This is a genomic window from Rhizobium hidalgonense (assembly GCF_005862185.2).
GTDB lineage: Bacteria > Pseudomonadota > Alphaproteobacteria > Rhizobiales > Rhizobiaceae > Rhizobium > Rhizobium hidalgonense.
The window spans coordinates 1,106,365-1,119,449 of record NZ_CP054027.1; the positions used below are offsets into that span (position 1 = coordinate 1,106,365).

Consider the following 13,085-nt stretch of genomic DNA (forward strand, 5'->3'; position numbering starts at 1 on the left):
AATGCTCGAGATCAACAACCTAAAGCTCTCCTACGGAAGCACGCAGATCCTGAACGGCGTCGATCTCTCAGTGAAGCGCGGCGACGTGGTGTCGATCATCGGTCCGAGCGGCACCGGCAAGACGACGCTTCTCAAATGCATCAACCATCTGGTGAAGCCGGCATCGGGAACGATCGCGTTCGACGATATCAGGATGGACTTCGCCCGCCCGGACAAGGCTGCGGTGCAGGCGATCCGGCTGCGCACTGCCATGGTGTTCCAGCAGTTCAACGTCTTCAAGAACATGACGGTCATCCAGAACGTCATGGATCCGCTCGTCGTCGTGCAGGGCAAATCCAGGGACGAAGCCCGCACGATCGCGCTGCGGGAGCTCGAGCGGGTCGGCCTTTCCGACAAGCTCGACAACTACCCGTCACAGCTTTCCGGCGGTCAGCTCCAGCGAACCGGCATCGCCCGAGCGCTGGCGGTCAAGCCCGATGTCATGCTCTTCGACGAGCCGACGTCCTCTCTCGATCCCGAACTCGTGAACGAGGTTCTCAAGGTGATCAAGGACGTGACGTCCTCCGGCATCACCTCGCTTCTCGTCACCCACGAGATGCAGTTTGCCAAGAACATTTCGAACCGCATCGTCTTCATGGACCGGGGCGTCGTCGCCGCCGACGGCAGCCCGACAGAAATCTTCGATACGCCTTCCAACCCACGCCTTGCCCAGTTCCTCAATTCCGAGCGTGCAATCCAATAGAGAAAGGATTCCAGAAATGACTTCTTCGAGTTCACTTTCCCGCCGCAGCTTCGGCCTCGCCGTTGCCGGCGTTTCCATCGCTCTCGCAACCGCGGGCGCAGCCTTTGCCGAGGACGCTTTCCGGACGATCAAGATCGCCACCGCGGCGGAATCGAAGCCGCTATCCTGGGGCGCCATCGGCGTCGAGCCGCAGGGCTACGAGCCCGACGTCCTGAAGGCGATCAACGCCAAGCTGCCCCAATACAAGTTCGTGATGGAAGGCGCTGCCGACATCGCCCAGGAGACGGGTCTGGCGACCGGCAAATACGACATTGCGACCGGCGGCTACTATCGCGCGCCAGCCCGCGAGAAGCAGTTCCTCATTCCGGAAGCGCCGATCGGCGCCAGCCTGATCAAGATCTACAGCCGCACCGACAGCGGCATCAAGGAGATGAAGGACCTCGTCGGCAAGAAGATCGTGCCGGTGACGGCGGGCGGCGGCATCTACAAGTTCGCCACGGCGTGGCAGGAAAAGAACCCCGACTATAAGATTGAGGTAACGGCTTCGAGCGCAGGAATTCCGTACCCGGACCGGCTGAAGGAGGTCGAGAACGGCAAGTACGACGCGCTTGTGCTGCCGTCGAACCTCGGCGAGCAGACCGTGATCGACCAGCAGAAGCTGAAGGTCCAGGCGAGCGAGCCTGTGGCGATCAACGAGACTTTCGTCCTGATCCACCGCTCCGAGGAGAACAAGGCGCTCGCCGACGGTGTCGACAAGGCTCTGAAGGAACTCAAGGCCGATGGCACGCTCGCCAAGCTCTCGCAGAAATGGTTCGGCGAGGACATCACCGCATACATGAAGTGACGCCGGGCTGCGATACCGGCGATCAGGCCAAAGACTGAAAGAAGGAGCGTTCCAAAGTGGACCTGTCCATCATGATTCCCGAGCTGCTTTCGGCCCTGCCGCTGACGCTTGCGATCACCTTCACGGCCATGGTCGCCGGCTTCGTGCTGGCCCTGATCGCAACGACGTTCCGGGTGCGCAGGATACCGGTGATCAGCCATCTGGCCGATCTCTACGTATCATACGCCCGGAGCGTGCCCGTCGTGCTACAGTTGTTCGTCGCCTTCTACGGGCTTCCGGTGTTCGTGGACATTTTCGGCGTCGAGGATTTCGTGTCGCCGACGGTCGCCGCGATGCTCGGCCTCAGCCTCTATCACGGCGGCTATCTCTCCGAAGTCCTAAGGCCGGCCTATCTCGCCGTCGAGCGTGGCCAGCACGACGCCGCCGACAGTCTCGGATATTCCTTCCGGCAGAAGCTCCTGCGCGTCTTGGCCCCGCAGGCCGTGCATATCGCGCTGCCGGGCTACGGAAACGCGATCATCTATCTCATCCATAACGTCGCCCTGGTCATGTATATCGGTGCCGCCGACGTGATGGCGACCGCCCATCTCGTCATGGAGCGCGACTACAACCAGTATCAGTTCGAAACCTATCTGGTACTGGCTGTGCTCTATTCGGTGCTGTGCCTGGCCGCATGGCTGATCGTCCGCTACTTCGAGCTCCGTTCGGCGAAGTTCGCTCCGAGGGCTGCGCCGGCTCGGGCGACGCTGATCGCAAGCGTCTGAGTGAAGGAAGGAGCGCATAATGTTCGATATCGACGTTCTTCTCCCCGATCTCCGGGAAATCCTTGGCGCGGTGCCGCTGACCCTTGCAATGGCGCTTGCCGTCTTTGTGCTCTCGACGATCATCGGTAGCCTGTTCGCCATGGTCGAATACCGCCGCGTTCCCGTGCTTCGGCAGCTCGTCGTCGCCTACAAGGTCGCCTTCAAGGGCGTCCCGATGGTGGTCGTCATCTTCCTCGCCTATTATGGCCTTCCATCGACCCTGCAGTTCCTGACGTCACTCGTCGGCGTCGACTATAATGGTCACTCGACCCCAAACTGGGTCACGCTCATCGTGGCGCTCACCGCCTGTGTCGCCGCATTCCAGGCCGAAGTGGTCAAGGGCGCCCTGAATTCCTTCGACACCGGCCAGGCGGATGCCGCCTATTCGCTCGGCTACAAGAAGAGCCAGCTCTTCCGCCGGGTCATGCTGCCGCAGGTGATCGTCGCGGCGATCCCGGATCTGGCGAACTCGTTCATGGTGATCATGAAGGCGCTGTCGCTCGGCTTCGCCATCGAAGTGGTCGATATCTTCGCGCAGTCGCAACTGACCGCCGCGCTGAACTTCTACTACCTCGAGGCTTTCCTCGTCGCCGTCGTGATCTACATGGCGATCGCCTATGCCGTCACCCAGATCGCCGATAGAACCGAGCGGGCGCTTCGTGTGCGGACCTGAGGCTGGCCAGCGAACCGGCGTGCGCGTCGCGCAGATGTGGTCATCGGCTATGCGGCAATCTGCTCAAGCCGCTTCAATTCACGACCCCGACTTGCTAGAATGGCCAGCGGCGCGGATGCAGGCAGGGATGCACGGGACGACGTGCCGCAGACTGGCCCGATCGGTCGCCAGTCGAAGGGCGGCGGGAGATGGAACGACAGCAATTCAGGCATCGCCTCGCCGGCCACAGTGATTTGGCCGACCTCAAATCCCTGATGGATGCCGCCATCGCGGAGAACCAGAGACCTTTTCTCAGCCCCGAACAGATTGCTTCCAGCCGAGCCATCATGGGGCTGGATAGCCAGTTGATCGAGGACGGGACCTATTTCATCATCGAGATCGACGGCGGTTTGGCGGGCTGTGGTGGCTGGAGCCGGCGAGCAACGCTTTACGGCGGCGATAGCACGTCCGGCCGCAATGCGGCTCTGCTGGATCCGGCAACGGACCCGGCGCGCATCAGAGCGATGTACACCCACCCGAACGTCACGCGTCGCGGCGTCGGACGGCTGATCATGGCCCTCTGCGAGGAAGCGGCGCGCAATGAAGGTTTTCGGGACATCGAGATGATGGCGACATTATCGGGCGAACCGCTCTATCTCGCCTGCGGATATCGCGCCGTTGAGCGAGTGGAAGACGCCCGCGGCGGCGCCAGCGTTCCTCTGATAAGAATGAGGAAGTCGCTCGAAGCGTAGATTGACGCATCCCTGAAAAGTCACGCGCGCGGCAGGGCAAAGTGTGCCGCGGGGAACGCGGCAACTCGCAGGAAGACACAGCCCTGCGATTGGCCAATTAACCCACTAATTCCCCCACGGGGCTCAGGAAAACCGTACGGCAACCAGAGCCGAGAGACATTCCCGGCGACCAGCCGACCTGCCTGGCGCTCGATCTACGCCGCATCATTTTTCGCAGAGCCGTCGGCCGCCGGAATATGGCTGATAGGTGCAGTCGGATGGGCGGAAGGACCGGTAGCTTCGCGCGCAGGCGGTGATGTTGCATGACAGCGGCGCGCTTTGGCCGTCGGTCACAGCCTCTGTCGATCGCACTCCGATCGTCGGTTCGGCCATCGCCGCGCGCATGAAGTCCCGCCAGATATGCGCTGGCAAGGCGCCGCCCGTCACCCCTTGCATTGGCGCGTCATCGTCATTGCCGACCCAGACGCCGACGACGAGCGTTTCGGTGAAGCCGACGAACCAGGCATCGCGATTGTTCTGGCTGGTGCCGGTCTTGCCGGCCGCAAACGTGCCGGGGTCGGCTCCACGCCCGGTGCCGCGCTCGACCACCAACTGCAGCAGACCGAGGAGATCGGACTGGTAGGGTGAAAGATCGACATTCGGCTTTGCTTGCTGGCCCACCCGAAACGTCTTCGGCTGTCCTGCCGCCTGAAAGTCGATGATGCCCCAGGGTGTGACGGGCGCCCTGCCGAGTTGGACGGACGCATAGGCGCTGGTGAGGTTAAGCAGATTGACTTCGGATGTGCCGAGCGCCAGGGACGGGGTATTGGCAAGTGGCGCATCGATGCCGAGCTCACGCGCTGCGGCAATCACATTGTCCAGCCCGACTTCTTGGGCAAGCGACACCGAGGCGGCATTGAGCGACCGCGCGAAAGCCTCGGCAAGTGTCACCCAGCCGCGATAGTTGCCGCCGGAATTTTCCGGCGACCAGCCGTCGATGTCGATGGGTGCGTCCAGAACCTGGTCGGACAAAGTGAGCCCGGCCTTCAAGGCTGCGTAATAGACGAACAGCTTGAAGGTGGAACCCGGCTGGCGCATCGCAGTAACGGCGCGGTTGAACTGGCTGGCCTTATAGTCGCGCCCGCCAACCATGGCAACGACCGCGCCGTCCGGCGTCATCGCCACCAGCGCGGCCTGCGATGCTCCGACTGTCTTTCCTTCCCCGCCCAGGCTTCTTTTCACCACGCTTTCGGCGATCTGCTGCAGCCGCGGCACCAGCGTCGTGCGCACTGTCGTTGAACCCGGCGAGGAGCCGGCGATTTCGCTCGCCTGCGGCGAGATCCAGTCGGCAAACCAGCTTCCCGAGCGCGGCGTCGGCGTCGTTGGATTCAGCTTGGCAAAGCTCGCCTTGGCCTCAACCGCCGCTGGCGCGGTAATCTTGCCATTCGCAGCCATCGCGTCGAGAACGACGATGGTGCGCTGCCGGGCGCCTTCGAAATTGTCGATCGGATTCCATTGGCTCGGCGCCCGCAGCAATCCCGCCAGCATCGCCGATTCCGGCAGGTTGAGGTCGCCGATATCCTTGTTGAAATAGATCCGCGCGGCGGCAGGCATGCCGGTAGCGCCCGCTCCAAGGTAGACGCTGTTGAGATAGCGTGTCAGGATTTCCCGCTTGCCGAGCTTCCACTCCAGCCAAACGGCGATGACAAACTCCTGTATTTTCCGTTTTATGGTTCGATCGCTGTCGAGATATTGCAGCTTGATGAGTTGCTGGGTAATCGTGCTGCCGCCCTCTACCACCGAGCCGGCTTTCAGGTTCCGCAGCAGCGCCCTTCCGATCCCCCGGGGATCGATACCGAAGTGATCCATGAAGCGGCGATCCTCAATGGAAAGAACGGCATCGATCAGATCGGGCGGAAACTGGTCGTATTGAGCATAGGGGCCTTGATATGGTCCCTGCCTTACCAACGGTGCGCCGTCTGCAGTTTCCAGCACCACGACGGGCTTCAACGTTCCGTCGCGGATCTCGCTCCACGGCACATCCTTCAGCGCCCACACCAGAACGCTTGCGACGAGGAGACAGACGACAAAGACCAGCCCCATCGTCAATTTCCACCAGCGGCCAGCAAACGGAGCGCGTCGGCCGGAGTGACGCCACTTGGTGCGCAGGCTGCGAATACCGCGCCCGGTTTTGATCAGTGCGGCTGCCGCAGCTGATGGCTTTTCCAGCCGGGTCAATCCTCCCAGATTCGTCCTCAGGTTCGAAGCGACCGTCTTGCTCTTTCGCAAGGCGGAACTCGCCTTCAAATCCTGGCGCAGCGCATGAAACAGTTTTCGCACAGCCTGTCGACTTTGGCCGAACGATCCGTCGGGCTGTTGCCGGTCGCCAGCCCGGTTGGATTCTGGCGAATCCGGTGCGTCCACCGGCGCTGCCGAATCCGCTGTCTGATGGCCAGCCTGGCTCGAGTTGCTGACGCTTTCGTTGGAGGATTTGGGAGGATTAGGCATCGGTTACCGCAAGAGGCTCCTTCCCATCAAGCATTAGCTTCATAATGGGGCGACGCTGAGTGTTCTACCGCAAAGGGGCGGCCTGAATATATAGGCGCAGTTGCCCGACAGGCGCCAGGACAGACTTGGCTACCAAATGTCGGCCAAGGGCGAGACAGCCGGACCATTCAAAGCGGTGCCGTCGACAGCGAAATGTGAGCCATGGCAAGGGCAGTCCCAGCAGCGTTCAAGGGAATTCCAGTGCACGTGGCAGCCTATATGGGTGCAGGATGCCGACCGTTTGTAGAGGGTCCCATCCTCTGTTCGGAAGGCGGCGATCTTGGCGAGGCCCTCTCGGACAATGGCGCCTTCTCCGGGCCGTAGCTTGTCGACGGACTCGCGTTCGCCGGGCGCGACATATTCTGCGAAATTCTTGATCGCCGTCGCATTTTCCATCAGGTAATCGCCGATCGCCCGGGGCGTCTTGCGCGAGGGCTCGTAAAGTTCCCGCCACGGACTGTCGCCATCGAGAACGAGATCGCGGATCAACAGCGAAGCGACCACGCCATGGGTCATACCTTCGCCGGAATCGCCGGTGACGACGAAAACCCGGTCATTGCCGGGATTGCGGCCGATGAAGGCGGCGTAATCGATCGTCTCCATGACCTGGCCCGACCAGCGATGGGTCTCGGCGCCAATATCGGGCACCAGACGCCTGGTCCAGGCGGTCAAAGCGGCGAAGCGCTCTTCGGCATCGTCGATGGCCCCTGTCTTGTGGTCTTCGCCGCCGACGATAAGAAAATCCGTCGCGCCGTCACGGGGTTGCAGGCGCACGTAATGGTAGGGATCTTCCATGTCCCAATAGAGCCCATCGGCGATCGCCCCGCGGTCGATCTCGAAGGCCATCGCATAGGTGCGATAGGGCGCTTGCTTGGTGTGGATGGCGACACGGTCGTTGATCGGCGAATTGGTGGCGACCACGGCCGATTTTCCGGTGACGGTGAAGCCGGAACTCGTCGACACGCGCACACCGCCTTCGGTCTCCTCGACCGCCTCGACCACTGTATCGCAGAAAAGTTTGCCGCCGCGAGCGCGAATGCCCGCAGCCAGCCCACGGAGATATTTGAGCGGATGGAATGTCGCCTGACTGGTGTAACGAAGGGCGGGTGTCGCAGAAAATTCCGCAAATGGCAGGCCCGTGACTCGTTCGACCGCGACGCCGATCTGCAGCGCGGCGTCGAATTCTCGTTTGAGATCGGCTTCCTGTCCTTCGGACGATGGAAACAGAAACCCGTCGACGCGTCTGAAATCACAGGCGATGCCTTCGGTCCCCTGGATCGCCTCGATACGATCGATCGCGGCCGATTGGCTCTCGTAGAATTGCCGCGCCCCGTCCCGCCCGCGGAGGTCGATCAACTTGGAGAAATAGTCGTCGCATATGGATGATAGATGCGCCGTCGTGCGCGCCGTCATACCGCTGCCGATCTGGCCGCGATCGATGACATCAACCTTCTGCCCCGCAAGGGCGAGCTCGTAGGCTACCGACAGGCCGGCAATTCCGGAGCCGATGACAACGGCATCAGCCTCATCGTTCCGCGTGAGTGGTGTCGCGTCGGGCATAACCCTAAGCGCAGCCCACAAGGAGACGGTTCTTTCGTCGCTCACATTCATGGCGGACATCTCCGAACAACTACTAGCTAAATTGGAGAAGGCACACAAAAGTTCCGCTTGGAGCAACGGGACTTTCTTCATGCTACTGCACGCTGCTTACGAGCAGGCAGGATCTCTCACCCAATCGGATAATTGCAATCGCTGGTCCGGGCTATAGTTGAGAGTGGCGACGGGGTCGATCTCCACGAAGTCAGTGAGATCACGCCCGAGCAAGCAGAAATGGCTGGTGTAAAGGAACCTTCGTGGCTGGACCAGCCTCGATTAGTCATCGGATGATGATTAAAGGTGACGCCATGCGCAAAATGCTAGCAGTCGGCGGGGCCGCCATGATCGCCATGTACCTTCTCGGCGGCATGAGCGCGAGACATGAGATCTTTCCTTGGCCACAACTTTCCGCGCTGAAGAAAATGGTTGGCGGAGAGAAGGCAGCGGCTCCAAGCCGATATAGTTTCGACGACAAGGAACGGCTCATCGGGGATGACTCAAAAACGCTTGTGACCTGCCCGGTTCAAACCGATCGAACGGCTGTCTTGCTCATTCTTGGCCAATCGAACGCGGCCAACTACGGTGGACAGCGACACCGGTCAAATTACGGCGCTCGCCTTGTCAACGCCTTTGACAAACGGTGCTTCATCGCGGCGTCGCCCCTTCTTGGATCGAGCAATACCAAGGGAGAGTACTGGACGCTTCTCGGGAACAATTTGATTGCATCGGGACAAAATGACAGCGTCATCCTCGCACCTCTCGCATATTCGGGATCTGCGGTCGCCCGGTGGGCGGCAGGCGGTGACCTCAATCCTGTGCTGGTCGATACGCTGAAACAGCTTCAGGATTCCGGTTATCGCATAACCAGCGTCCTCTGGGTGCAAGGAGAGGCGGATCTCGTTATCGGCACCACCGCGGAGGCCTATCGGGATCATTTCATGTCGATGGTCGACACGTTGCGTCAGCACGGCGTCGTAGCACCCGTTTACATTTCGATCGCATCGAAATGCCTGGAACCGAGCAATGGCGGCTTCAAGGAGCATATTCCGGACAATGCGATAGTACGGGCCCAACTGGCCCTGTCAAAAAGCGGCCACGGTATCCGGGAGGGCGTTAATTCCGACGCGCTACTCGATGGAGACGACCGCTACGACGATTGCCATTTCGGGGGCACAGCCGGAGAGAAAGCGTCGCAGGCCTGGCTGAACCTTCTGCGCAGCGACGGCCGCCTGGAAACCTCGCGATAGTCTTGCCTGAACCGGTTTTCGCACCGTCGCACGCTTCGGCCTCGGCCCCGGGCAAAGACGAGGCGCGCTCAATCCAATTGCCCCACCGGGAGAATGCAGCGCCCATTTGCCGAGCGACCGGCCGCGGCTGTTTGCCGCGATCGGCGCGGTTGCAGCCCCGGAATTTCCTGCTTCGGTGATCAGAAAAGCAAAATGCCCCGCGGAGTTTGCGGGGCACTTTGTATCAGGGGTTTTCGCGACCGGGGGACGCGATATGCAGAAGAATGACATGGTTCTGAAGCTATTCAATTAGCCTTAAGTTACTAATCTAATTGCAGAACCCGTTCGGCGCTGGATCAATTTTGATCAATGATGCCAGCTCCAGGGTTTCTCACGGTTTTTACGCGGGGGAGGCGATCACCCAAGTCATCGACGTCACCTCGCTCAGCGAAAGCGAAATTTCTTGCCATCTCGTCAAACGCTTGATCGATGTAGATCCGGCGGCACATGCGAAACTCCGTCTGCACTCATAGTCTTTCGATATGTGTCTTCGATGAATGACGTCAATATCGAGTGATGCTTGGATTACCCCTATTGCATAACTGGACCGGCCTTGATTAGTCCAATAGGCTCCATGTCATTGTGTGATGAGTAAAGGGTAACGAGATGCGTAACACGCTGGCAGTATGCGGGGGCGCCTTAATCGCCATATACTTCCTTGGCGGCATGAGTGCGAGACATGAGATCTTTCCTTGGCCACAACTTTCCGCGCTGAGGAAAACGGTTGTTGGAGAGAAGCCGGCGGCCCCAAGCCGATATACTTTCGACGACAAGGAACGCCTCATCGGGGATGAATCAAAAACCTCTGTGACCTGCCCCACTCAAACCGATCGAACGGCTGTCTTGCTCATTCTTGGCCAATCGAACGCGGCCAATGACGGTGGACAACGACACAGGTCGAATTATGGCGCTCGCGTCGTCAACGCCTTTGACAAACGGTGCTTCGTCGCGGCGTCGCCACTTCTTGGATCGACCGATACCAAGGGAGAATACTGGACGCTCCTTGCGAACAATTTGATTGCATCGGGACAGTATGACAGCGTCATTCTCGCGCCTCTCGCATATTCTGGATCCGAGGTCGCACGATGGGCGGCAGGCGGCGACATCAATCCAGTGCTGGTCGATACAATGAAACAGCTTCAGGATTCCAACTATCGGATAACGAGCGTCCTCTGGGTGCAAGGTGAGGCGGACCTCGTTCTGGGCACCACTGCGGAGGCCTATCAGCAACGTTTCATGTCGATGGTTGACACGCTGCGTCAGCACGGCGTGGAGGCGCCCGTTTACATTTCGACCGCATCGAAATGTCTGGAACCGAGCAACGGCGGCTTCAAGGAGCATATTCCAGACAATGCGATAGTGCGGGCGCAACTGGCCCTGTCAAAAAGCGGCCACGGTATCCGAGAGGGCGTAAATTCTGACATGTTGCTCGATGGAGATGATCGCTACGACGATTGCCATTTCGGGGGCACTGGCGCGGAGAAAGTGTCGCGCGCCTGGCTGAACCTTCTGCGCGGGGGTGGCCGCCTGGAAGCCTCGCGATAGTCTTGCCTGAACCGGTTTCGCACCCTCGCATGCTTCGGCCCCGGCCCCGTCGGGTATCGGCCCCTTATCACTTGTCATTGATTTCACCCCGCTCTCCGACGAAGTGGACGGTGGCGAAGATGATGTCGTCCAGCGCGCCGATCTATCCGCCGCCAGACGTGACGACTGAAAAGGAAGCAGAGGACCGGCTTACTGATCTCATCGGATCAAGCTCTGATGATGGACGTCAGCCCTCCGGAGGCGAGATAAACCGGCTGGCATCGAATGGTCCTGCGGCGGCGACCGGAATGACAGCCTCACCTGGGGTCGCGACATTCGCCTGACGATGAACCGTACGGGGCGAGACGCGAGGCGCGCTCAACCCGATCGCCTTGCCGGGAGAATGCAGCGCCCATTTCATCAGCGCCGCTTGGGATGTCGATCCAAAGAATCTCGCTTCTTCCCAGGACGCGGTCATCGGCAGCGAGGCGATCATATCGACGCCCCGCCTGGAACTCTCCTGTGCGGCAACGAGGGGATGGAAACGGGCGTGGGCCGGCAATACAGGCGGCCGTCTCTCCGGAAGGGCATCGGTCGGGCCGATCGACGCAGTCACCAGTGTGTCGGCCGCGCCCGCATCATGCGCCAGGGGGACCGGGCGCATCGCCGGTATCGGAACCGGGAAAGCTGGAACATCACCAGCCGGGCCCTTGTCATCCCGCTCGACCACGCCGGTCTGCTGCGCCAGCGCATTCAAGGCACGGCTTTTCGGCGCCGGCAGCAGCGCCGTCACCAGCTTGCTATCTCCAGTGTTGCCGCCAGGCGTGCTCGATCCCGCCACATCTTCGTCTTCTCCAGCGCTGCTGGCGATCTGGATCGAGGCGGCGGCGCCGCGTTTCTTGTAGCTCGCAACCGCCTGATTGTATCCCGGCAGCGGCCGGCCATCGGCCGGAAGATGCATCGTCTGCCCATTGGGGAATATGCGCGCGAGTTCCTGCCGCGACATGCGCGGCCAGGCCCTGACATTGCCGACGTCGAGATGCACGAAGGGCGATCCCGAGGTCGGATAATATCCGACACCGCCGACCTGCATCTGCATGGCAGTTGCCCGCAACGTCGCAAGCTTCACGCCGGGCACGTAAAAATCCATCGCCTTGCCCAGCATGTGTTGGCTCTTCTTGGCGACACCGGTGCTGCGCGAGCGGTTGCGCAGCATGTTGTTGGTCGCGGGCGAACGATAGGCGGAGACGATGTGGATATAATCCTTGCCGCCGCTGCGCTTATACACCTCCCAGACCAGGTCGAGCAGCCGCGGATCCATCCGAGTCGGCTCGTTCCGTCGCCAGTCGCGCAGAAACCGATTGATCTGGGCAAGGCCCTTGGGATCGAACTTTCCGTCCCGCTTGTAGGTAATCGTCGCCCTCTCGCCCGTATGGGTAAAGAACAGCTTTAGGGCACGATCTTCCGCTGAGGCAAAGGATGCAGAGCCGACAAGAGCCGGCAGCGCAAACAGGGCTGGCAGAATGGTCTGCGCTGCGAAGCGTTTTGCTCGCGACAGGAGCGTGGCAACTCCGCCCAAGGCTCCGCTCGACAATCCCTGCAGTGGATACTTCAACACGAACAACCCGTCCTACACCAAACATTCGACGACGAGCGGAAACCTCCGCATCCATCAGGTCCAGTAAAGCCAGCTTATGGTCAACAAATTGCTAACGAGGAGAAGCGGAGGTGCCGTGAAGTTGAGGGCGCGGGCCATCGAGGCGTAATCGGACGGTGCACCCATTCGTCGGACGCTAAGCACAAATCGGCCTTTCCGCCGGTCAACGAGGAGGGCGCTGGCCGACCGTGCCGGATGCGACAAAGCCGGGATGGCGACTGCAGTGCGCCGGGAAGTACCCATTAAGGAGAATTGACAGCGGTCCGAATTGCGGCTTTCCTAAATCAACCAGGCATTGCAGTAGGGCAATCACGCTTGAGCAAACTCGCGAAGTACAGACACCGCCGAAAGCGGCAAGCATTCGAGCTTCAGGGCGGGCAATGCGGTATTTGCGAGGCCCCAATGGTTTTTCCTGGATTTCATAACAAGGATCGCAAACGCAATAGGCTCGCCGCGGTCTCAAACTTGGCCACATGGGATCACATCAAGCCCGCAAGCCAGGGCGGAAACAGTTGCCTCGAAAATCTTCATCTTGTTTGTTTCGCCTGCAATCAGGAGCGTCGGACCAAGAAGGCCAAGCCGACCTGGCTGTCTACCAAAGCTAGATTGATGCGAGCTTTGGCGACTAGCGCCGCGACGTGCGTATAGCATGTGAAGTATGGCCCTCGCAGGAGCCGGAGCACCCCCAGCGGCGGACAAATCG

Annotated in this window: 11 protein-coding genes and 1 pseudogene; 8 read left to right on the top strand and 4 right to left on the bottom strand. The window is 60.5% G+C overall.

The window, feature by feature from the left end:
* Nucleotide 1: 1 nt before the first annotated feature.
* The 5 genes from FFM81_RS05190 to FFM81_RS05210 all read left to right on the top strand — a co-directional run bounded on the left by FFM81_RS05190 (nucleotide 2) and on the right by FFM81_RS05210 (nucleotide 3,793).
* Nucleotides 2-742 (top strand): amino acid ABC transporter ATP-binding protein, encoded by a 741-nt coding sequence (locus FFM81_RS05190; protein WP_003565772.1) that lies wholly within the window; start codon nucleotides 2-4, stop codon nucleotides 740-742.
* Nucleotides 743-758: 16 nt separating this feature from the next.
* On the top strand, nucleotides 759-1,586 hold the full coding sequence (locus tag FFM81_RS05195; protein ID WP_003565771.1) for an amino acid ABC transporter substrate-binding protein: 828 nt from the start codon (nucleotides 759-761) through the stop codon (nucleotides 1,584-1,586).
* 56 nt (nucleotides 1,587-1,642) lie between these two features.
* Nucleotides 1,643-2,350, top strand: coding sequence for an amino acid ABC transporter permease (locus tag FFM81_RS05200; protein WP_097533838.1), 708 nt, complete (start codon nucleotides 1,643-1,645; stop codon nucleotides 2,348-2,350).
* A 19-nt stretch (nucleotides 2,351-2,369) separates the two neighbouring features.
* The gene (locus FFM81_RS05205; protein ID WP_003565769.1) at nucleotides 2,370-3,062 is read left to right on the top strand and encodes an amino acid ABC transporter permease; all 693 of its coding nucleotides are present in this window, start codon (nucleotides 2,370-2,372) and stop codon (nucleotides 3,060-3,062) included.
* A 188-nt stretch (nucleotides 3,063-3,250) separates the two neighbouring features.
* A complete protein-coding gene (locus tag FFM81_RS05210; protein WP_003565768.1) occupies nucleotides 3,251-3,793 on the top strand; it encodes a GNAT family N-acetyltransferase in 543 nt (180 codons plus the stop codon).
* A gap of 204 nt (nucleotides 3,794-3,997) precedes the next feature.
* Here the strand turns inward: FFM81_RS05210 and FFM81_RS05215 are convergent, their stop codons facing one another.
* Together FFM81_RS05215 and FFM81_RS05220 are read right to left on the bottom strand one after the other, a co-directional pair.
* Nucleotides 3,998-6,280: a PBP1A family penicillin-binding protein gene (locus FFM81_RS05215; protein ID WP_138384928.1), complete on the bottom strand. Its 2,283-nt coding sequence runs from the start codon at nucleotides 6,278-6,280 to the stop codon at nucleotides 3,998-4,000.
* A 129-nt stretch (nucleotides 6,281-6,409) separates the two neighbouring features.
* Nucleotides 6,410-7,930: an FAD-dependent oxidoreductase gene (locus tag FFM81_RS05220; RefSeq protein ID WP_138384929.1), complete on the bottom strand. Its 1,521-nt coding sequence runs from the start codon at nucleotides 7,928-7,930 to the stop codon at nucleotides 6,410-6,412.
* 293 nt (nucleotides 7,931-8,223) lie between these two features.
* Here FFM81_RS05220 and FFM81_RS05225 point away from each other — a divergent pair, with 293 nt between their 5' ends.
* On the top strand, nucleotides 8,224-9,162 hold the full coding sequence (locus FFM81_RS05225; protein WP_138385012.1) for a sialate O-acetylesterase: 939 nt from the start codon (nucleotides 8,224-8,226) through the stop codon (nucleotides 9,160-9,162).
* 383 nt (nucleotides 9,163-9,545) lie between these two features.
* On the opposite strand, the pseudogene FFM81_RS32630 reads toward FFM81_RS05225, so the two are convergent.
* Nucleotides 9,546-9,650, bottom strand: a pseudogene (locus tag FFM81_RS32630) (SOS response-associated peptidase); the annotation flags it as partial.
* Nucleotides 9,651-9,807: 157 nt separating this feature from the next.
* On the opposite strand from FFM81_RS32630, the gene FFM81_RS05230 reads away from it, so the two are divergent.
* Nucleotides 9,808-10,746 (top strand): sialate O-acetylesterase, encoded by a 939-nt coding sequence (locus FFM81_RS05230; protein WP_138384930.1) that lies wholly within the window; start codon nucleotides 9,808-9,810, stop codon nucleotides 10,744-10,746.
* A gap of 226 nt (nucleotides 10,747-10,972) precedes the next feature.
* Here the strand turns inward: FFM81_RS05230 and FFM81_RS05235 are convergent, their stop codons facing one another.
* On the bottom strand, nucleotides 10,973-12,349 hold the full coding sequence (locus FFM81_RS05235) for a peptidoglycan L,D-endopeptidase MepK (RefSeq protein ID WP_138384931.1): 1,377 nt from the start codon (nucleotides 12,347-12,349) through the stop codon (nucleotides 10,973-10,975).
* 435 nt (nucleotides 12,350-12,784) lie between these two features.
* On the opposite strand from FFM81_RS05235, the gene FFM81_RS33315 reads away from it, so the two are divergent.
* Nucleotides 12,785-13,030, top strand: a complete 246-nt coding sequence (locus FFM81_RS33315) for an HNH endonuclease (RefSeq protein WP_375165025.1) — start codon at nucleotides 12,785-12,787, stop codon at nucleotides 13,028-13,030.
* The last annotated feature ends 55 nt before the right edge of the window (nucleotides 13,031-13,085 follow it).

Excerpts from the sequence above, each read along its gene's own strand:
- FFM81_RS05190 (WP_003565772.1), top strand. The coding sequence starts at position 2 with ATGCTCGAGATCAACAACCTAAAGCTCTCCTACGGAAGCACGCAGATC.
- FFM81_RS05195 (WP_003565771.1), top strand. The coding sequence starts at position 759 with ATGACTTCTTCGAGTTCACTTTCCCGCCGCAGCTTCGGCCTCGCCGTT.
- FFM81_RS05205 (WP_003565769.1), top strand. The coding sequence starts at position 2,370 with ATGTTCGATATCGACGTTCTTCTCCCCGATCTCCGGGAAATCCTTGGC.
- FFM81_RS05210 (WP_003565768.1), top strand. The coding sequence starts at position 3,251 with ATGGAACGACAGCAATTCAGGCATCGCCTCGCCGGCCACAGTGATTTG.
- FFM81_RS05215 (WP_138384928.1), bottom strand. The coding sequence starts at position 6,280 with ATGCCTAATCCTCCCAAATCCTCCAACGAAAGCGTCAGCAACTCGAGC.
- FFM81_RS05220 (WP_138384929.1), bottom strand. The coding sequence starts at position 7,930 with ATGAATGTGAGCGACGAAAGAACCGTCTCCTTGTGGGCTGCGCTTAGG.
- FFM81_RS05225 (WP_138385012.1), top strand. The coding sequence starts at position 8,224 with ATGCGCAAAATGCTAGCAGTCGGCGGGGCCGCCATGATCGCCATGTAC.
- FFM81_RS05230 (WP_138384930.1), top strand. The coding sequence starts at position 9,808 with ATGCGTAACACGCTGGCAGTATGCGGGGGCGCCTTAATCGCCATATAC.
- FFM81_RS33315 (WP_375165025.1), top strand. The coding sequence starts at position 12,785 with ATGGTTTTTCCTGGATTTCATAACAAGGATCGCAAACGCAATAGGCTC.